General features: G+C 59.8%; 15 protein-coding genes. 11 read left to right on the top strand and 4 right to left on the bottom strand.

Annotated elements, in window-relative coordinates; genetic code table 11:
- Positions 1 to 624 precede the first annotated feature (624 nt).
- Together LOY28_RS16345 and LOY28_RS16340 are read left to right on the top strand one after the other, a co-directional pair.
- The gene (locus LOY28_RS16345; RefSeq protein WP_111453542.1) at positions 625 to 1,692 is read left to right on the top strand and encodes a YCF48-related protein; all 1,068 of its coding nucleotides are present in this window, start codon (positions 625 to 627) and stop codon (positions 1,690 to 1,692) included.
- Between the two features lie 28 nt (positions 1,693 to 1,720).
- Positions 1,721 to 4,105, top strand: a complete 2,385-nt coding sequence (locus LOY28_RS16340; RefSeq protein ID WP_258612138.1) for an RND family transporter — start codon at positions 1,721 to 1,723, stop codon at positions 4,103 to 4,105.
- Positions 4,106 to 4,216: 111 nt separating this feature from the next.
- Here LOY28_RS16340 and LOY28_RS16335 read toward each other — a convergent pair whose 3' ends face one another.
- The 4 genes from LOY28_RS16335 to LOY28_RS16320 form a co-directional block, all read right to left on the bottom strand.
- Positions 4,217 to 7,834: a dermonecrotic toxin domain-containing protein gene (locus tag LOY28_RS16335; protein WP_258612137.1), complete on the bottom strand. Its 3,618-nt coding sequence runs from the start codon at positions 7,832 to 7,834 to the stop codon at positions 4,217 to 4,219.
- A gap of 12 nt (positions 7,835 to 7,846) precedes the next feature.
- A complete protein-coding gene (locus LOY28_RS16330) occupies positions 7,847 to 8,932 on the bottom strand; it encodes a hypothetical protein (protein WP_258612136.1) in 1,086 nt (361 codons plus the stop codon).
- Positions 8,933 to 9,076: 144 nt separating this feature from the next.
- Positions 9,077 to 9,796 (bottom strand): FadR/GntR family transcriptional regulator, encoded by a 720-nt coding sequence (locus LOY28_RS16325; RefSeq protein WP_018926179.1) that lies wholly within the window; start codon positions 9,794 to 9,796, stop codon positions 9,077 to 9,079.
- A 258-nt stretch (positions 9,797 to 10,054) separates the two neighbouring features.
- Positions 10,055 to 11,791 carry an IlvD/Edd family dehydratase gene (locus tag LOY28_RS16320; RefSeq protein WP_018926177.1) on the bottom strand — a complete coding sequence of 579 codons (1,737 nt, stop codon included), beginning with the start codon at positions 11,789 to 11,791 and terminating at the stop codon, positions 10,055 to 10,057.
- Between the two features lie 193 nt (positions 11,792 to 11,984).
- Between LOY28_RS16320 and LOY28_RS16315 the strand changes: the two genes are divergently transcribed.
- The 9 genes from LOY28_RS16315 (at position 11,985) to LOY28_RS16275 (ending at position 18,828) form a co-directional block, all read left to right on the top strand.
- Positions 11,985 to 13,307, top strand: a complete 1,323-nt coding sequence (locus tag LOY28_RS16315) for an MFS transporter (protein ID WP_018926176.1) — start codon at positions 11,985 to 11,987, stop codon at positions 13,305 to 13,307.
- A 43-nt stretch (positions 13,308 to 13,350) separates the two neighbouring features.
- The gene (gene araD1 / locus LOY28_RS16310) at positions 13,351 to 14,343 is read left to right on the top strand and encodes an AraD1 family protein (RefSeq protein WP_018926175.1); all 993 of its coding nucleotides are present in this window, start codon (positions 13,351 to 13,353) and stop codon (positions 14,341 to 14,343) included.
- A 10-nt stretch (positions 14,344 to 14,353) separates the two neighbouring features.
- On the top strand, positions 14,354 to 15,934 hold the full coding sequence (locus tag LOY28_RS16305) for an aldehyde dehydrogenase (NADP(+)) (RefSeq protein WP_258612135.1): 1,581 nt from the start codon (positions 14,354 to 14,356) through the stop codon (positions 15,932 to 15,934).
- 187 nt (positions 15,935 to 16,121) lie between these two features.
- Positions 16,122 to 16,418, top strand: coding sequence for a DUF5629 family protein (locus LOY28_RS16300; RefSeq protein WP_018926173.1), 297 nt, complete (start codon positions 16,122 to 16,124; stop codon positions 16,416 to 16,418).
- Positions 16,411 to 17,580: a lactonase family protein gene (locus LOY28_RS16295; protein WP_258614462.1), complete on the top strand. Its 1,170-nt coding sequence runs from the start codon at positions 16,411 to 16,413 to the stop codon at positions 17,578 to 17,580. Before LOY28_RS16300 ends, LOY28_RS16295 begins: the two co-directional genes overlap by 8 nt.
- Before the next feature lie 154 nt (positions 17,581 to 17,734).
- The gene (locus tag LOY28_RS16290) at positions 17,735 to 17,914 is read left to right on the top strand and encodes a hypothetical protein (RefSeq protein WP_018926171.1); all 180 of its coding nucleotides are present in this window, start codon (positions 17,735 to 17,737) and stop codon (positions 17,912 to 17,914) included.
- 206 nt (positions 17,915 to 18,120) lie between these two features.
- The gene (locus LOY28_RS16285) at positions 18,121 to 18,246 is read left to right on the top strand and encodes a hypothetical protein (protein WP_007901166.1); all 126 of its coding nucleotides are present in this window, start codon (positions 18,121 to 18,123) and stop codon (positions 18,244 to 18,246) included.
- Between the two features lie 115 nt (positions 18,247 to 18,361).
- Entirely contained in the window at positions 18,362 to 18,574 is a 213-nt protein-coding gene (locus tag LOY28_RS16280; protein ID WP_018926170.1) for a hypothetical protein, read from the top strand.
- The gene (locus tag LOY28_RS16275; RefSeq protein WP_007941322.1) at positions 18,571 to 18,828 is read left to right on the top strand and encodes a hypothetical protein; all 258 of its coding nucleotides are present in this window, start codon (positions 18,571 to 18,573) and stop codon (positions 18,826 to 18,828) included. The genes LOY28_RS16280 and LOY28_RS16275 overlap by 4 nt, the downstream gene beginning before the upstream one ends.
- Positions 18,829 to 18,882: the final 54 nt, after the last annotated feature.

Below are 18,882 nucleotides of genomic sequence, written 5' to 3'. Positions count from 1 at the left end.
AAATGCAAGATCAAAAGATCGCAGCCTCGCTTCGCTCGACATCTCCTACAGGGAAATGCGTCCGCTTGAGATCAGGCCGGCCGGTAGGCCGCCTTGTTTTTGATTTTGACGCACCGCCCCCTCGAGAGGCCGAGTGGAGGTTCTGCGTAGTGGGCAACCCGGCATGGATGCCGGGTTAGCCGCCCCCGGCCATGGATGGCCGATGGCGGCGGGCCCACGGAGCAGGACCGGAGCGAGGGCATGCCGAGCCTGGGCGAGGCACCGAACGAAAGGGGCAAAAGCGCTTTGGTTACTTTGGCGCTTTTCCAAAGTGACCCGCTGTAAGAGCGGAACCAATAACCGCCGTTACCGCAGAAACGGATATGTACCCCAGACCCCAGACTCCAATCACCGCTCCGAATGCCTCCCCATTCACCCACACCCCATATCCCCCCGGTTAACAAAACATAACGTGGCGTCGATTGTCAGACCTTTCCAAACCCCGATAGGATAAGCCCAGCTTCCGAAGGGGCTCTGGATTGCGGGTTTCAGGACTATGCTCTGGAATAGGGCAGTCCCGGTGAGCACCCCCTTACGGCGCCCTGAAAGGTTGAATGACCTAACAATAATAATGGGGGAAGGTCTATGAGTGAGCCTGTCATGGGTGTGAGTATTTGCCGCCCGCCGGCGTTACGCAGGTTCGCGTTGCTGGCTACAGCGCTCTCGCTGTTGGGTTGTGCCGTGTTGTCGGCCCCTGTGCTGGCCGCTGCCGCGCCGACCGCCGACGTGGTCTATTCCATTGAATCCGCCAAGGCCAGCAAAGGCCTGATGCTCGATGTCGTGCATGCCGGCAAACGCCTGGTGGCGGTCGGCGATCGCGGGCACGTTCTTTATTCCGATGACCAGGGCGCGACCTGGACCCAAGCCAAGGTGCCGACCCGGCAACTGCTGACAGCGGTATTTTTTGTCGATGACAAGCACGGTTGGGCCGTCGGCCATGACGCGCAGATCCTCGCCAGTGAAGACGGTGGTGTCACCTGGACCAAGCAATTCGAAGACCTGCGCCGCGAATCGCCGCTGCTCGACGTCTGGTTCAAGGACGTCAACAGCGGCTTTGCCGTGGGCGCCTACGGTGCCTTGCTGGAAACCACCGACGGTGGCAAAAACTGGGAAGACGTCAGCGATCGCCTGGCCAACGAAGACCAGTACCACCTCAACGCCATAGCTGCAGTCAAGGATTCCGGCATTTTCATCGTCGGCGAGCAGGGCAGCATGTTCCGTTCCGCCGATGAAGGGCAGACCTGGGAAAAGCTTGAAGGCCCCTACGAGGGCTCGCTGTTCGGCGTCATCGGCACCGCGCAACCGGCCACGCTGCTGGTCTACGGCTTGCGGGGCAATCTCTACCGCTCCACGGATTTCGGCACCACCTGGGAGCAGGTCGAACTCAAGGCTGCACGGGGTGCGCTGGAATTCGGCCTGTCCGGCGCCACATTGCTCGACGACGGTTCCATCGTGATCGTCGGCAATGGTGGCAGTGTCATTCGCAGCAGCGACGACGGCGAAACCTTCAGCGTGTTCAACCGTCCCGATCGCATTTCCGTCTCGTCGGTCACGGCGGCGGGTAACGGTAATCTGATTCTGGCAGGCCAGGGCGGCGTGCGCGTCACCTCGCCAACGGGCGCAGAGAATGGCACAAACGGGTCGTCCAAATGAGCCGGGCAAATAATAAGAAGGCGGGTCTATGACATCCTTAAGCACTCCTCATCAGGATAAGGCGACGTTTCTTGAGCGCCTGATCTTCAACAACCGCCCGGCGGTGATCGTCATCTGCCTGCTGGTCAGTATTTTCCTGTTCTGGCAGGCGACGCTGATCCGGCCGTCCACCAGTTTCGAAAAAATGATCCCGCTCGAGCATCCGTTCATTGAAAAGATGATGGAGCACCGCAACGATCTGGCGAACCTGGGCAACACCGTACGGATTTCCGTTGAAGCCACCGATGGCGACATCTTCTCCAAGGAGTACATGGAGACCCTGCGCCAGATCAACGACGAGGTGTTCTACATCTCCGGCGTCGACCGTTCCGGCCTCAAGTCGCTGTGGAGCCCGAGCGTGCGCTGGACCGAGGTGACGGAGGAGGGCTTCGCCGGTGGTGAGGTGATTCCCCAGAGCTATAACGGCTCCCTGCAGAGCCTCGACCTGCTGCGCAATAACGTGCTCAAGTCCGGGCAAGTCGGGCGGCTGGTGGCCAACGACTTCAAGTCGAGCATCGTCGACATCCCGCTGCTGGAGTCCTACCCGGACCCGCAAGACCAGGGCAAGTTGCTGGCACTGGACTACCGCAAGTTCTCGCATGAACTTGAAGACAAGATCCGCAACAAGTTCGAAACCCAGAACCCTAACGTGAAGATCCACATTGTCGGGTTCGCCAAGAAAGTCGGCGACCTGATCGATGGGCTGGTCATGGTGGTGATGTTCTTCGGCGTCGCCTTCGTCATCACCCTGATCCTGCTGTACTGGTTCACCAACTGCATGCGCAGCACCGTGGCAGTACTGAGTACGACGCTGGTGGCGGTGGTCTGGCAGCTCGGCTTGATGCACTTTTTCGGCTTCGGGCTGGATCCGTACTCGATGCTGGTGCCGTTCCTGATCTTCGCCATCGGGATTTCCCACGGCGTGCAGAAAATCAACGGTATCGCCTTGCAGTCCAGCGAGGCGGACAACGCACTGACTGCGGCGCGGCGAACATTCCGTCAGTTGTTCCTCCCGGGGATGATCGCGATCCTCGCGGATGCGGTGGGCTTTATCACGCTGTTGATCATCGACATCGGCGTGATTCGTGAACTGGCCATCGGCGCGTCCATCGGCGTGGCGGTGATCGTATTCACCAACCTGATCCTGCTGCCGGTAGCTATTTCCTACGTAGGTATCAGCAAACGCGCCGTCGACCGCAGCAAGAAAGACGCGCACCGCGAGCATCCCTTCTGGCGCCTGCTGGCGAACTTTGCCAGCCCGAAAGTCGCACCGGTCTCCATTCTCCTGGCGCTGATCGCCTTTGGCGGTGGCCTTTGGTACAGCCAGAACCTGAAAATCGGCGACCTCGACCAGGGTGCGCCGGAACTGCGTCCGGACTCGCGTTACAACAAGGACAACAGCTTCATCATCAACAACTATTCCACCAGTTCCGACGTGCTGGTGGTAATGGTCAAGACCAAGCCTGAAGGGTGCTCGCGCTATGAAGCCATGGCACCGATCGACGAGCTGATGTGGAAGATGCAGAACACCGAGGGCGTGCAGTCGGCGATCTCGCTGGTGACCGTGTCCAAGCAAATGATCAAGGGCATGAACGAGGGCAACCTGAAATGGGAAACCCTGTCGCGCAATCCGGACGTGTTGAACAACTCCATCGCCCGTGCCGATGGTCTGTACAACAACAACTGCTCTTTGGCGCCGGTGCTGGTGTTCCTCAACGATCACAAGGCCGAAACCCTGGATCGCGCGGTTCATGCGGTGCAGGACTTCGCCAAGGACAACAACAAGGAAGGCCTGGAATTCCTCCTCGCCGCCGGTAATGCCGGGATCGAGGCCGCCACCAACGAAGTGATCAAGCGTTCCGAACTGACGATTCTGGTGCTGGTGTATATCTGCGTCGCGACCATGTGCATGATCACCTTCCGTTCCTGGGCGGCGACCTTGTGCATCGTGCTGCCGCTGGTGCTGACCTCGGTGCTCGGCAACGCACTGATGGCGTTCATGGGCATCGGTGTGAAAGTGGCGACCTTGCCAGTGGTGGCACTCGGGGTGGGGATCGGCGTGGATTACGGGATCTACATCTACAGTCGCCTGGAAAGCTTCCTGCGTGCCGGTCTGTCGCTGCAAGAGGCGTACTACCAGACGCTGAAATCCACCGGTAAAGCTGTGTTGTTCACCGGTCTGTGCCTGGCAATCGGCGTGTGCACCTGGATCTTCTCGGCGATCAAGTTCCAGGCCGACATGGGCCTGATGCTGACCTTCATGCTGCTCTGGAACATGTTTGGCGCGTTGTGGCTGCTGCCGGCGCTGGCGCGGTTCCTGATCAAGCCAGAGAAACTGGCGGGGCAGAAGGGCAACTCGCTGTTTGCTCACTAGGCGTCAGCCTGACCCAAAAAGCCGCAACTCAGGTTGCGGCTTTTTTTATGGGGGTGTCTCGTCCTGAATAAGGTTTACACCTGTTTCAGGACTAGACAGGGACCGAATCACTCAGCGTGGTTGTAGCGTCAGGAATGCACTGTTGGCCAGTTCCTTGCTGATGATCCCGCGGTGGATATCGATTTTCTGTTTCGGATCTGTAGCCTTGGCCATCGCCGATTCGTAGGTTTCGAAGCGTTGTTCCCTGGTTTTCAGATGGGCCTGGGTATATTGCGTCTTGGCATCATCGAAGCGCTCATAGTGAAAATGTGCGTACCCCCAGGGTTGATCGTCTTTGTTCAACAGGACGTACTCCTGCATGAAGTCTTTACGTCCGGTTTTCAGTTGTACGCGATTACCGATCATGCGTGGGTAAACCTCCTTGCACCGTAACAGAAACTCCACACCCTCACTGCTGGGGGGCTGGGCCAGTGTCATGCGGATGCGCAGTTCCGATGCCTTACTGTCGAGGGCTCGCGCGTGATCGCGTAAATCGCGGATTAACGAGGCATCTTGTTCCCGGTTTGGCGAGGGGGCCTCATGGTGTTCCAGACCCTCGGCATACCCGGTCAGCTTTTGTGCTTCGCGTTGCAATTGTTCTTCAATTTCCTTGGGTGAGCTTGCGCGTTGCGCGTAACCCTCGATTTTCCTTACCTGCTTGTCGACATTGGCGATGGCCTTTCGGGCATCCCCTTTGAGCTGTGCGTAGGAGTGCGCGGAGGCCTTGGGTGCGGGCTGCCTGACCTCGATCATTTCTACCCAGACATTCGGTTCATGTTCATGGAACGAAGCCAGTGGTGCATCTTCGAGTGGACCGTTGATATCAACAATGTCTCCGCCCTGGTTAGCCACGCGGGGGCGAATATCACCGATCAGAGTGCCCTTGGCGGTTTTGATGACCCGCTTGCGACTGGCCCATGAAGAGGGGCGCTGGATCGGGGGCTTGCTGGCTCCGGGTGAAGACGGACCGGGCTCGGAGACCGAAGGTTGCGGGAGATTTTGAAGGTCGTCGGCCAGACGTCGCTCGGCATCGAGGCGCAGTTCACCGATGATCTCTCGCAGGCGATTGAAGGCCGCCGGCTGTAATTCTTCGGCATTGAAGATGCCGATACTTTCAAGCCCGTCCAGTGCTTTGCGGTAGTGATCGACCAGGTTGTCCAGAACGGCGATCCGATCGCTATTGTTATAAGTGCGAGAAGTTTGCAGTTCGGAATGGGAGCGAGACAGCAACATCAGGGGATCGAGTGCGCGTTCGAGTGGGGCCATGGTGGCGCTACCCAGTTCCTTCAGGCTGAGAATACGCAAGATGCTCAGTTGGTAGGATTTGACTCGCAAAGCGGTCAATTCATTCTCGGAGCGATTGTCGGTCAACCGTTTCCAGTCCTCCAAGCCCAAGCGAGACAGGTGTTTAAGCTCCGCAAGTCGGCTCTCTGTTTCTTCGTAGAACCTGATCATGGTTTCGTTGACTTCGGAGGTCCTGCGCATGAATTCGAAGTATCGATCCAGTACGACGTTGCCCTTGTCCTTGATTGCTTCGCGCAAGTGTTCGATACCGCGGGTCAAGTCCGCGTAAGTTCGATTGATGGCTTCCCGTTCCCGGTCAGCGATGACCACACGTTTGCGCGCGTTGTTGATGAGATTCTCCAGCAAGTTGCGCTGCAGGTTTGGATCGGGATCGGATTTGCTCAGAGCGCTTTTTTCGCGGATTTCGGCAAGCGCCGTGACATAGGTTTCGCTCTGTTTGTCCAGCTCGTCTGCGAACCGTTGGCGAAAAGTGGTGCGATCCTGCTCGCTGCTGGCGGGGTCGTTTGTTTTCAGCTCCATCAGCTTTTCCGCGATATCAACGCGTTTTTGCACCTGCGTCTGTTGCTGCAAGAATTCCTGGTGGTTCAGTTCCAGCAGGCTGATGCGTTGTTGTTTGCTCTCGCGCAGGGCATCCCGCCTGGCGTTACGTCCTCCGCCGAGCAGTTTCAGCCCTTGATCCAGCGTCCACCGGCCGTATCCATCGGTTTTGAGCTTGATTCCCGGATGGTCGGGATGCTCGGGATGCACCAGGTAGGCCTCACCGAAACCGGGCACGACACTCACGCGAAACAGCAGGCCGGCGACCGTGACGTGCCATTTGTTGTCGATCCGGTACAGCCCCTTGAACGGACCGGTTGCAACAGGCTCTGGCAGAGACGCGGGCCATGCAACCTTGACCGCCTGCAGCTTGTTGAACAGCCGCGCCGAGGTCGAGTCCCGAGCGGTCGACAGGTTGAAATCCAGCAACGTATTGCCACTGCCCGGCGGTTCGGAGGGCAGTCCGGGTGTTTCTTGAGTGATGGTTGTCTCGGGATGCAGCAAGTCCAGTGGCAACAGACGGCGCAGCGGATCGAGGGTCACCGGAGCGTCTTCGCCCATGCGCTCTGGCGCGAGTGCAGGCCGTTCACCTTGAGTTCGTGCGACATGCAAAAGGAGCAGGCCGATGTTCAAGAGCACATCGATCCAGGCCAGATTCCGGGTAGTTGGGTCATCACTGTCCAGTGCGGGCAGGTCGTTGATCAGGCTATGGGTGATTTGCAGCATCCAGCCCACCAGCATTGCCGGGCCGCGCAACAGTGGCAGTACCAGGTTGTTAAAGACCAGCCAGCCACCCTCAAGGATGATCGCCCAACGGCTTTCGGCATTGGACACCGATTGCCTGTCAGCCAGATCGGCCAGCGCCCGGGCGTTGCTGGCGAACAGGCTGGCCGGCAATCGACCTTCCTCCACTGCACTGAGCCACCGGGCCGCAGCTTCGTCGCCTGCCAGAATCGCCGGTTTCGGCTTGTCGGGCGGTGAGAACTCGTCGCCGATGTGAAAGTGGTTGATATGCGGTTCGTTGAAACCGTTGTTGTCGTAAACCGGACGTGCGCGGTCCGGGAGCCAGGTCAGCACGCTGGTTTGCAGCGCGCCCTGTTGCGCGATCGCTTTGAGCAAGTCGCTGCGAGCGGCGTATTGCTGCAGTGACGGGGTGTACAACGGGCGATAGAGGATATGCGGGCCAGAGGCCTGCAAGTCTTTGGGCTCGATGATGAACATGTTGGCGGCCACATCACAGTCGGCGCCGTCCTTGCGTTGGAACGCCAGGGGCCGGATGACCACGGCCTGTTCGTTGACGACCCGTTCGGCGGCGGTGCGATTCATCAACGCATCGACATAGCGATACCCCAGATGGGTGAACCCGTGCTCACCCTTGATCGAATGCTCGAGGGCCAGCAGGGGGAGATGAACCGACAGTTCCAGCGCGAACAATCGTTCCCGCTCCCGTGCGTCGTCGGTCTCGCCGAGCAGCAAGGTTTCGATCAGTTCGGGATAGTGCTGGCCGACATTGACCCGGCTCACCAGGTCCAGCAGGTAGGCGTCGGTAGTCCACTGCTGAATCAGTTGATCTCCCGTGTGACGGACAGTCATGCGGCCCTTGGGTTTTGCGGCGAGATTGTTGATCGCCAGCTCGGTCAGGGTCATTTTGACGGTTTCGATGTAGCCGCTGCCGAGGTCACCGACGGGTACATGAAAGGTCAGTTCCAGTTCGTCGGAGTTGTAACCGGGCGCCAGCGGATAATCTTCCTGCATCTGCTTGTGCAAGGCTTTTCGGGCAAACGTACGAAGGTCGTCGATGCCATCGTTGAAGGTGCGCCCCTGGGTCTGTTGCTTGACGCTGGCCATGGCCAGGACGTGCTAGCGATAGGCCATGCGGTCAGTGGGTGTCGCCGCTTGCAACCACCTGGGAATCGACGCCTGTATCGGTTGAAAAGCGGCCTCGTCCGGTTGGCTGTCGATGAACAGCGTGGCGACTTCGGTGATCGCATCAACGTGTTTCACCAACTCGCCCAGGCCCTGGCTGGCGGGCAATTTGAGCGCAGCCAGATCTTCCAGTTGCCGGTTCAGGAGCAGGGCAGCCTGAATGTCAAAGATGTTGCCGTCCGGCTCAAACCGCTTCCAGGTGATGACATCGGCTTTGTATGCCCGCTGAAACCGTGCGCCCCAAGCCAGGCCGAAAGCTTCCAGGGAAGCGAAGGGCTCGATTTTGCCGGTCACGCTGCACAACAAATGGGTTTCACCACAAGTCACCAGGAGCTCGGAGGCCTGCAGCGTAATGGAGACGTCACCGTTGGTCAGGGTGGTTTGTAGGGTGCAGGCTTGTATCGGGCCTTTTGACCAGGATTGCTGGAGACGCTGCAGGTTGTCCGGGTGGCTGGCCAGCTCCGCGAGAATCCCGGCCTGTACCGGGTTGCTTTTCGACAGGCGGGTCGCGGATGTCTGCAGGACACCGGCCAGCGAGTTTCCCAGCCATTGCCAGCGGCTGACGCCGGCCTCGTCCTTCTGGTTCCAGTAAAGGGTCAGCGATTCCTGGAGCCCGATGTGCAGCAAGTCGGGCAGCTCAAGGATGACCCCCGCAATCACCTGGAGATCAGGCAGGCGTGATGTGGTTTTGCCGACAGTCAGTTGCGCGGGCGCACGGTTGGTCAGAAAGCAGGCACGACCGAACCGCTCGCTGAAAGCGACAGGTGTGCCGCTGGCCAGATAATCCAGTACCAAGTCCAGCAGTAACGTGAGGCGCCAGGCCCCGTTGGGAATCGGCTGCGCGATTTTGGTTCGCTCAGGGTCGAAGTCCAGTTGCGGGTACTTTTCCAGTACGCCGTCCTTGAGCAGGCGAGCGGTTTCCGAGCGCAGGGTGGGGCGGGAGCTGAAGCGGGCGCTGACGGCGTGCGCGATGATATCGGTCATGTCCGCCGTGGCAGGGGGGGATGCAGGTATCGGCATGATGCAATCCTTTGCATGGGTTGAGTCACGCAAAGTAAGGCGAGGCCGGAATGGATGTGCGGTAACGGGATACCGCAGATCCGACAATTCGATGATCTAAGGGATGACTACGTGGTGGCAATGAGCCCAGGGGAATTGTGGTGGTTATGCGGGATCGGTGCCGAGCACCACATTCAGCGCATTACGCGCATCGTCCAGTTGCACCAGCGTCGCATGCCGCGCACCCAGCGCATCGCGATTCTCGATAGCCGTGAGAATCGCCTTATGCCGAGGCAACGCCAGTTCATGCAGGTTCGGCCGTTGGTTGGAGTGTTTCAAGGCTTCGGCAATCGCCACCGACAACATGTTGCACAGGTTCGCCAGCAGGTCGTTGTGGGTCGCGTCGGCGATGCGGCTGTGGAAATCCAGGTCCGGCTGCAACAAGGCTTCAGGCGTCGGTGCTGACTCCATGCGTTGGTAGGCTTCACCGATGGAGGCGATGTCTGCGTCGGTGGCGAACTGCGCGGCCAGGGCTGCAGCGGCCGGTTCAATGATGCTGCGCACGCTGGTCAGCAGGCTGAAGAACTCATTCTGCGGGCTGCTTTGCATCAGCCAGTGCAGCACGTCCGGGTCGAGCATGTGCCACTCCCGGCGCGGCTTGACCACGGTGCCGACTCGCGGACGGGAATACACCAGGCCCTTGGCAACCAGCACTCGGGTCGCTTCGCGCAGGACTGGCCGGCTGACCGCGTATTCCTCGCACAACAGGGCTTCGGCGGGCAGTTTGTCGTCCGGTTTGAAGCGTCCCGAGACAATCTGCATGCCCAATTCCTGGACGATGCGCGAGTGCATGCTTTTGCGGTCGGAGGGTTTGCGGTAATCCATGGGGAACGGCGCGGTCCTGTGCGATGGGGTGCTGCGCATGATAGCAGGCGTGGCGGGCACAATCATTGTGGCGAGGGAGCTTGTCGGATCGCCGCACCGTCCCGCTCGGCTGCGAAGCAGTCGCAAATCGGCCGGCACGGTCTGCCTGACAAATCGCGACTGCCTGTATTGGGGCCGCTTCGCAGCCCAACGGGACGGTGCGGCGATCCGACAAGCTCCCTCGCCACAGGTTCTACTGTGGTTACAGAATCCAGAGGGTCAGTGAGAGTGACGCGGCACCTCGGCTCCACGACAACCGACGAGGAAGTCGAAGTCGCAGCCCTGATCCGCCTGCAGCACATGGTCGATGTACAGCTGGCGATAGCCGCCCACCAGCAACTGTTGTGGCGGTTGCAGATCGGCCATGCGCGCGGCCAGTTCGGCATCCGGAATGTCCAGATGCAAACGTCCACTGGCGCAATCGAGCTCGATCCAGTCGCCTTCCTTCACTGCCGCCAAAGGCCCGCCGGCGGCGGCTTCCGGTGCCACATGCAAGACCACGGTTCCGTACGCCGTGCCGCTCATGCGTGCGTCGGAAATCCGTACCATATCCGTCACACCCTGGGCCAGCAGCTTGGCCGGCAAGCCCATGTTGCCGACTTCGGCCATGCCCGGATAACCCTTCGGCCCGCAGTTTTTCATTACCAGAATCGAGTTGGCGTCCACGTCCAGTTCCGGATCGTTGATCCGCGCCTTGTACATGTCGAAATTCTCGAACACCACCGCGCGCCCGCGATGTTGCATCAGCTCGGCACTGGCGGCTGAAGGCTTGAGCACCGCACCCAGTGGCGCCAGGTTGCCGCGCAACACGCAGATGCCGCCGTCGGCGCGGATCGGGTTGTCGAGGGTGCGGATCACTTCATCCTGACCATAGATCGGCGCGTCCTTGGTGTTCTCGCCGAGGGTTTTGCCGTTGACGGTGAGGGCGTTCGGGTTCGGAATCAGGTTGGCTTCGCCCAGGCGACGCAGCACCGCAGGCAAGCCACCGGCGTAATAGAACTCTTCCATTAGGAAGCGCCCGGACGGTTGCAGGTCGACAATGGTCGGCATGCCGCGACCGATGCGGGTCCAGTCGTCCAGGTCCAGTTCGACACCGATGCGTCCGGCGATGGCTTTCAGGTGGATCACCGCGTTGGTCGAACCGCCGATGGCAGCGTTCACCCGGATGGCGTTTTCGAAGGCTTCCTTGGTGAGGATTTTCGACAGCTTCAAATCTTCGCGAACCATCTCCACCGCACGCATACCCGACATGTGCGCCAACACATAACGGCGCGCATCGACTGCCGGAATCGCCGCGTTGTGGGGCAGGGACGTGCCCAGCGCTTCGGCCATGCAAGCCATGGTCGAGGCGGTGCCCATGGTGTTGCAGGTCCCGGCGGAACGGGACATGCCACCCTCGGCCGCGAGGAAATCATCAAGGGTGATCGTGCCAGCCTTGACCTGTTCGCTGAGCTGCCACACCACCGTGCCCGAACCGATGTCCTGGCCCTTGTGCTTGCCGTTGAGCATCGGCCCACCGGTGACGACGATCGCCGGCACGTCGCAACTGGCCGCGCCCATCAGCAGCGCCGGAGTGGTTTTGTCGCAACCGGTGAGCAGTACCACGCCATCGATCGGGTTGCCGCGAATGGCTTCCTCGACGTCCATGCTCGCCAGGTTACGGGTGAGCATGGCGGTGGGGCGTAGGTTCGATTCGCCGTTGGAGAACACCGGGAATTCCACAGGAAAGCCACCGGCTTCGATCACCCCGCGTTTGACGTGCTCCGCGATCTGGCGGAAATGCGCGTTGCACGGGGTCAGTTCCGACCAGGTGTTGCAAATGCCGATGATCGGCTTGCCGTGGAACTGATGGTCGGCGATGCCCTGATTCTTCATCCAGCTGCGGTACATGAAGCCGTTCTTGTCGGCAGTGCCAAACCATTGGGCGGAGCGCAGGGTGGGTTTCTTATCAGTCATGATCGGTTCTCTTATTGTATGACTATATTGTTCGAGCTGTGGCGTAACATAAGCGCAATTTCGGCTGTTTGGAAGTGTTGTTGGTTAAATAGTAATACTATATAGTCGTTTTCAACGGAGGGATGGCCCTGATGGTTTTCCGCGAGAGGCGTCCCCCGAGGTTCTATAACAACAACAATCGGAGACCGAACTCATGAGCCAGGAATTGCGGCTTATCCGTCGCATCACGTTGAAACTGATTCCCTTCCTGATCCTGCTGTACCTGATCGCCTATGTGGATCGCTCCGCCGTGGGGTTCGCCAAGCTGCACATGGGCGCCGACGTCGGCATCGGTGATGCGGCTTACGGATTTGGTGCCGGGCTTTTCTTCATTGGCTACTTTCTGCTGGAGATCCCCAGCAACCTGATGCTCGACCGCTTCGGCGCCCGACGCTGGTTCGCGCGGATCATGGTCACCTGGGGCGCTATCACCATCGGCATGGCGTTCGTCCAGGGCCCGAACAGCTTCTATGTGATGCGTTTTCTGCTCGGCGCGGCCGAAGCCGGGTTCTTTCCAGGCGTGCTGTACTACATCACCCAATGGTTCCCGATTCGCCATCGCGGCAAGATCCTCGGGCTGTTCATCCTTTCCCAACCCATCGCCATGATGATCACCGGCCCGGTGTCCGGCGGTTTGCTCGGTATGGACGGCACGCTTGGCCTGCACGGCTGGCAGTGGCTGTTCATCGTTATCGGTACGCCAGCGATCCTGCTGACCTGGCCGGTGCTGCGCTACTTGCCGGACGGCCCGGACCAAGTGAAATGGCTGGATCAATCCGAGAAAGACTGGCTGACCGGGGAACTAAAAAAAGACCTCGCCGAGTATGGCCAGACCTGCCACGGCAATCCGTTGCATGCACTGAAGGACAAACGGGTGTTGCTGCTGGCGCTGTTCTATCTGCCAGTGACCTTGAGCATCTATGGCCTCGGTTTGTGGCTGCCGACGCTGATCAAGCAGTTCGGTGGCACAGACCTGGTGACCGGGTTCGTGTCATCGGTGCCATACATCTTCGGAATCATCGGTTTGCTGATCATTCCGCGCAGTTCCGACCGCCTCAATGATCGCTACGGTCATCTGGCGGTGCTGTATGTGTTGGGTGCCATCGGCCTGTTCCTCAGCGCCTGGCTGTCGGTGCCGGTGCTGCAACTGGCGGCGCTGTGCCTGGTGGCATTCGCGCTGTTTTCCTGCACGGCGGTGTTCTGGACCTTGCCGGGGCGCTTCTTCGCCGGCGCCAGTGCGGCGGCAGGAATCGCGTTGATCAATTCGGTGGGCAACCTCGGCGGCTACATCGGCCCGTTCGTGATCGGTGCGCTGAAGGAGTACACCGGCAACCTGGCGTCGGGGCTGTATTTCCTGTCCTGCGTGATGGTGTTCGGCCTGGTCCTGACCGGCGTGGTGTATCGCCTGCTCGAACGCAAGCACGTGCTGCCGGCCGACCAGTTCGCGGCAAGTGCTCGCGGTGCTACCCGTACCTGACGCGAGATTGGCCAACAAGTTCTGCATTAACAGGAGAAGGTTCATGCGTTTAGTTCAGTTCGAATTGAGTAATGGCGAACGCCGCGTCGGCGTGGTCGAAGACGGTCTGGTGCGTGAAGTGCAGGATGCGCACACGGTGCGGGATCTGGCGCTGGCGGCGATCGAGGCGGGCACCACTCTTGAGCGACAGGTTCAAACCCTGGGGCTGGGCATCAGCCACAACTATGCCGAGTTGCTGGCCAAGCTGCGCATCCTGCCGCCGCTGGATCACCCGGACCCGGCGCATATGCTGGTCAGCGGCACCGGCCTGACCCATTTGGGCAGCGCCTCGGCTCGGGACAAAATGCATCAGCAGGCCGGCGATGAAGCGGCGATGACCGACACCATGCGCATCTTCAAGTGGGGTGTGGAGGGCGGTAAACCTGCAGCCGGCCAGGCCGGCGTGCAACCGGAATGGTTCTACAAGGGCGACGGCAGCATCGTCGTGCGACCGGGCAAGCCTTTCCCGCTACCGCCCTTTGCTGAGGATGCCGGGGAAGAGCCGGAGCTCAGCGGCCTCTATGTCATTGGCCATGACGGCAAACCGTATCGCCTCGGCTTCGCGGTGGGCAATGAGTTCTCCGATCACGTGATGGAACGCAAAAATTACCTTTACCTGGCCCATTCGAAATTGCGCAGTTGCAGCTATGGCCCGGAGCTTCGGGTTGGCGAATTGCCACAACACCTGGCGGGCACCAGCCGCATTCTGCGCGACGGCGAAGTGCTGTGGCAGAACGAGTTCCTCAGTGGCGAAGCCAACATGTGCCACAGTCTGGAAAACCTTGAGTATCACCATTTCAAATACAGCCAGTTCCTGCGCCCCGGCGATGTGCACATTCACTTCTTCGGCACCGCGACCCTGTCCTTCGCCGACGGCATCCGTACCCGGCCGGGCGATGTGTTCGAGATCAGCCAGGCCGAGTTCGGCGCCCCCTTGATCAACGGCATCGCTCCGGTTGAAGCAGCGTTCGAACCCGGCACCGTCGGCACACTTTAAGGAGACACCCATGACCCGGATTCTTGGTCACAACTACATTGGCGGCCAGCGCAGCGCTGCCGGCACCGTCAAACTGCAGAGCGCCGATGCCAGCACCGGCGAGGCCTTGCCCCACGATTTCTACCAAGCCACCGCTGCAGAAGTCGACGCCGCCGCGAAGGCTGCCGCCGCCGCTTACCCGGCCTATCGCAGCCTGAGCGCCGAGCGCCGTGCGCAATTTCTGGACACGATTGCCGATGAACTGGACGCCCTTGGCGATGAGTTCGTGGCCGTGGTCTGCCGCGAAACCGCGTTGCCGGCGGCGCGGATTCAAGGTGAGCGTGGGCGCACCAGCGGCCAGATGCGTCTGTTCGCCAAGGTGCTGCGGCGTGGTGATTTCTATGGCGCGCGGATCGATCTGGCGCTGCCGGAACGCCAGCCACTGCCGCGTCCGGACCTGCGTCAGTACCGCATTGGCCTGGGGCCGGTGGCGGTGTTTGGCGCGAGTAACTTTCCGTTGGCGTTTTCCACGGCTGGCGGTGACACCGCTTCGGCCTTGGCCGCCGGCTGCCCGGTGGTGTTCAAGGCCCACAGCGGCCACATGGCAACCGCTGAATGGGTGGCCGACGCGGTGATTCGCGCCGCTGAAAAAACCGCCATGCCCGCCGGTGTGTTCAACATGATCTACGGTGGTGGAGTAGGGGAAGCGCTGGTCAAGCACCCGGCGATTCAGGCGGTCGGTTTTACCGGTTCACTGAAAGGCGGTCGGGCGCTGTGCGACATGGCCGCGGCACGGCCGCAGCCGATTCCGGTGTTCGCCGAGATGTCGAGCATCAACCCGGTGATCGTGTTACCGCAGGCGCTGGATACTCGTGCTGAAAGCATCGCCCGTGACCTCACGGCTTCAGTGGTGCAGGGCTGCGGGCAGTTCTGTACCAATCCGGGGCTGGTGATCGGCATTCGTTCGCCGCAGTTCAGTGCGTTCGTGCAGCAGGTGGCCGGGCTGATCGGCGATCAGCCGGCGCAAACCATGCTCAACGCCGGCACCTTGAGCAGCTATGGCAAAGGCCTGCACAAGCTTCTTTCGCATCCGAAAATCGAGCACTTGGCCGGTAATCCGCAACAAGGCAATCAGGCGCAGCCGCAATTGTTCAAGGCGGATGTGAGTCTGTTGCTCGATGGCGATGAAGTGCTGCAAGAGGAAGTGTTCGGCCCGACCACGGTGTTTGTTGAAGTGGCGGATCAGGCGCAACTCAGTGCTGCGCTGAACGGCCTGCACGGGCAACTCACGGCAACGATTATCGGTGAGCCGGCGGACTTCGAACGCTTCGGCGAGCTGACGCCCTTGTTGGAGCAGAAGGTCGGGCGGATCTTGCTCAACGGTTATCCGACCGGTGTGGAAGTCTGCGATTCGATGGTCCATGGCGGGCCGTATCCGGCGACTTCCGATGCGCGCGGCACCTCGGTGGGCACCCTGGCCATCGACCGTTTCCTGCGCCCGGTGTGCTTCCAGAACTACCCCGACAGCCTGCTGCCGGACGCGTTGAAGAATGGCAATCCGTTGCGCATCCAACGTTTGGTCGATGGCAAACCATCACGAGAAGCGCTCTAACGGCTGTGGCGAGGGGGCTTGTCGGAACGCCGCACCGCCCCGTTGGGCTGCAAAGCAGCCCCAAAATCTCTGATGTACCAAAGATTTTGTGAGTGCTACGCACTCAAACGGGGGGCAAGCCCCCTCGCCACAGTCCGTTCCCGCATTGAGCTATCATTGCGTCTTTCCCATTCAAAGATTGACTGCCATGACTGCCGTAAACGACACCTTGCTCAACGCCCTCGAACATTGCGACATGCTGGAGATCGACGGGCTGCACGCTTTCGACTTCTCTCTCGATGAAGACGATAACCTGCACATCGAATGCATGGACGGTCGGGCGCTCAAGCGCTGGGAGTTCAGCATGGCGCAGATCAAGGCAGCGACTTTCGATCCCGATTTGAAGAGCTGGATCATCACCGGTGATTCCGGTGAACACCGGCTGGTACCTATGGAAGCGTTTGGTGGTCAGGATGACGAGGATGAAACGAATGAGGATGCGTAACTTCTGGCCACTGTTGATCGCCGGCAGCGTCGGCGCGATGGGCGTGCAGGCGGCGTCGGTCGACAATTACGAATTGCTGGTGGGGTCGTACACCGCCGGCCAGAGCCAGGGGATTTATCGCCTTAACTTCGACAGCCGCACCGGGCAGATCGATGCCAAGCCGCTGCAAGTGGTGAAGAGCGCCAACCCGTCCTGGCTGACCGTGTCCAAGGATCAACGTCACTTGTTCGCGGTCAACGAAAACGGCCCGGGGCAGGCCGATCCGGTAGGGCGCGTCAGCAGTTACGCAATCGATCCGAAAACCCATGAACTGAGCCTGATCAACCAGGTGCAAACCCTGGGCAACGAGCCGACCCATTCGAGCATCAGCGGTGATGCCAGCCATCTGTTTGTCAGCAACTACTCGGTGGCTGAAGACCCGGGCGGCACCCTGGCGGTGTTACCGGTGAGCCCCGATGGCAAGCTGAAACCCGTCGTGCAGATGAGCGGTCATCCGTCCAGCCGGATCGACCCCGAGCGGCAGATGTCAGCGCACGTGCATTCGGCGATCTCTTCGCCGGATGGTCAATACGTGTTTTCCAATGACCTGGGCGCGGACAAGATCTTTATCTATCGCTTCGACCCCAAGGCCAATCCGGAACTGCCGTTGACTGCCGCCAAACCCGCGTCCGTCCCGTTGCCCCCCGGCAGCGGGCCGCGACATTTACTGTTCAGCGCCGATGGCAAGCACGCCTGGCTGACCATGGAAATGAGCGCGCAGGTGGCGGTGTTCGATTACAAGGACGGCCAACTCGAACAAACGCAGTTGGTCGATCTGGCGGCGGGGCTGCCCACATCGGGCAAGGCCGCGGCTGCGCTTCACGCCTCGGCCGATGGCAAGTTCCTTTACGTCAGTAACCGTGGCACCGCCAATCAGTTGCTGGTGTTCGCCATCGACCCGGCAACCGGCCACCTCAAGGAGCTTCAGCGCCGCTCGGTGGGCGGCGATCACCCGCGCGAGTTCAGTCTCGACCCGAGCGGCAAATTCGTGTTGATTGCCAACCAGAAGAGCAACCAGATTGTCGTCATCGAGCGTGACGCCAAGACCGGTCTGTTGGGCAAAACCGTGCAAAAACTGCCGATGGATGCCCCGAGCGATCTCAAGTTCCTGCTGCGTCAATAGGCCGCAGGCCCCGGTTGATGGGGCCTGCAACCTTCTATTAATGAGACTGATATCGGCTAATGCTACAAAGCATTTCAAGGCGCCGACCCTCGGGAGTTAAGTTTGCTTCACAGCCCAACCGGGCAAGCAAGCCAACTGAATCGAGGATACCGCCATGAACTTCAATCTCTTCTCTGTTATCGCCGCTTCCGCTATTTCCGCCACTGTTGCTCTGCCTGCCAGCGCCAACGTTGAAATCAGTGACAAAAAATCCCACACCCAAAGCTACACCCAGAAATACCTGCAACAGAGCGCCAACTTCTACGCCGCGCTGGATCACAAAAACCAACACTGAAATGTCAGCCCTGCACCCTTTATGCAGGAGCGAAGTCACTTGCCGATCGGCCCACAGGCGTCGAAAAGCCCCGAAGTGATGTCGCTCCTGCATAACGCATTTACGACAGCATCATATTGCCATCAATGTATTGCTTGATATCACATGGCCATGTGTTTAAATTTGACGCTGATTTTTTGACTCCTTCTCTAATAAGGATCGACAGCATGGCGATGCGTCTGGCAGTGGTTCTCCTGTTTCTCTATTCCACCCCGATTCTGTCGGCTGCCCAGCCCGTTCCCAACGAGCCGGACGCGGCCCGTGAGCGCTTGATGAGTTTTATCGAGGATTGAAACGCGCTGGGTTAAAGATCAATAAAACTGATAGCTACTATGCATAAAGGTCGCTAGTTATCTTCTGTTTTTTGATCGATTCTGTGGGCACTGAAACATGCCCACGGAGATCACCATGGCCAGCACCATCCTCACTTCTGCCAAACACGGCGCCTACCTGGCCATTGGTCTTTACGTGGCCATGGTGTTGGTCGTCAGCCTTTCGGCTCAATCGCAACACAGCCTTCAAGCACCGATTCAGGTCGCTTATCCCGGCATCCAGTTCGAACACCGCGCTCAACATGCGGTGGTTGATGACGTCGACTTGGCGGGGGTGGCAGGGGCATGAAAGGACGCAGACTCTGGGTCATCGCCTTTCTGGCGTTCATGACCAATGGCGCTTCGTTGTTGGGGATCGGGCAGGGCTCGGCGGGCTCGGTGGCACGGGCCATCGAATGCAACCACAACATCGCCCACAACATCCAGACCGCCAAGGCGCTGGAGTTGCTGGTGGGTAATCCGCCGAGCAAATCCAATGGCGAATTTTTCGGGCCATTCCAGGTGGATTGCTCGGCGTTGGGGATGTGCTCGGTGTTGGCCTGATTCCCCGAAACGCCATCTCCCTGTAGGAGCGAGGCTTGCCCGCGAAAGCGGTGT

It is taken from the genome of Pseudomonas sp. B21-017 (genome assembly GCF_024749245.1).
Classification (GTDB): Bacteria; Pseudomonadota; Gammaproteobacteria; order Pseudomonadales; family Pseudomonadaceae; genus Aquipseudomonas.
Note: the sequence above shows the minus strand (reverse complement) of the source record. Positions and strands in the feature narration are given on the sequence as shown.

Coding starts and splice junctions, on each gene's coding strand:
- LOY28_RS16290 (WP_018926171.1), top strand. CDS start 17,735: ATGAACTTCAATCTCTTCTCTGTTATCGCCGCTTCCGCTATTTCCGCC.
- LOY28_RS16325 (WP_018926179.1), bottom strand. CDS start 9,796: ATGGATTACCGCAAACCCTCCGACCGCAAAAGCATGCACTCGCGCATC.
- LOY28_RS16340 (WP_258612138.1), top strand. CDS start 1,721: ATGACATCCTTAAGCACTCCTCATCAGGATAAGGCGACGTTTCTTGAG.
- LOY28_RS16330 (WP_258612136.1), bottom strand. CDS start 8,932: ATGCCGATACCTGCATCCCCCCCTGCCACGGCGGACATGACCGATATC.
- araD1 (WP_018926175.1), top strand. CDS start 13,351: ATGCGTTTAGTTCAGTTCGAATTGAGTAATGGCGAACGCCGCGTCGGC.
- LOY28_RS16320 (WP_018926177.1), bottom strand. CDS start 11,791: ATGACTGATAAGAAACCCACCCTGCGCTCCGCCCAATGGTTTGGCACT.
- LOY28_RS16285 (WP_007901166.1), top strand. CDS start 18,121: ATGGCGATGCGTCTGGCAGTGGTTCTCCTGTTTCTCTATTCCACCCCG.
- LOY28_RS16315 (WP_018926176.1), top strand. CDS start 11,985: ATGAGCCAGGAATTGCGGCTTATCCGTCGCATCACGTTGAAACTGATT.
- LOY28_RS16345 (WP_111453542.1), top strand. CDS start 625: ATGAGTGAGCCTGTCATGGGTGTGAGTATTTGCCGCCCGCCGGCGTTA.
- LOY28_RS16300 (WP_018926173.1), top strand. CDS start 16,122: ATGACTGCCGTAAACGACACCTTGCTCAACGCCCTCGAACATTGCGAC.
- LOY28_RS16305 (WP_258612135.1), top strand. CDS start 14,354: ATGACCCGGATTCTTGGTCACAACTACATTGGCGGCCAGCGCAGCGCT.
- LOY28_RS16275 (WP_007941322.1), top strand. CDS start 18,571: ATGAAAGGACGCAGACTCTGGGTCATCGCCTTTCTGGCGTTCATGACC.
- LOY28_RS16295 (WP_258614462.1), top strand. CDS start 16,411: ATGCGTAACTTCTGGCCACTGTTGATCGCCGGCAGCGTCGGCGCGATG.
- LOY28_RS16280 (WP_018926170.1), top strand. CDS start 18,362: ATGGCCAGCACCATCCTCACTTCTGCCAAACACGGCGCCTACCTGGCC.
- LOY28_RS16335 (WP_258612137.1), bottom strand. CDS start 7,834: ATGGCCAGCGTCAAGCAACAGACCCAGGGGCGCACCTTCAACGATGGC.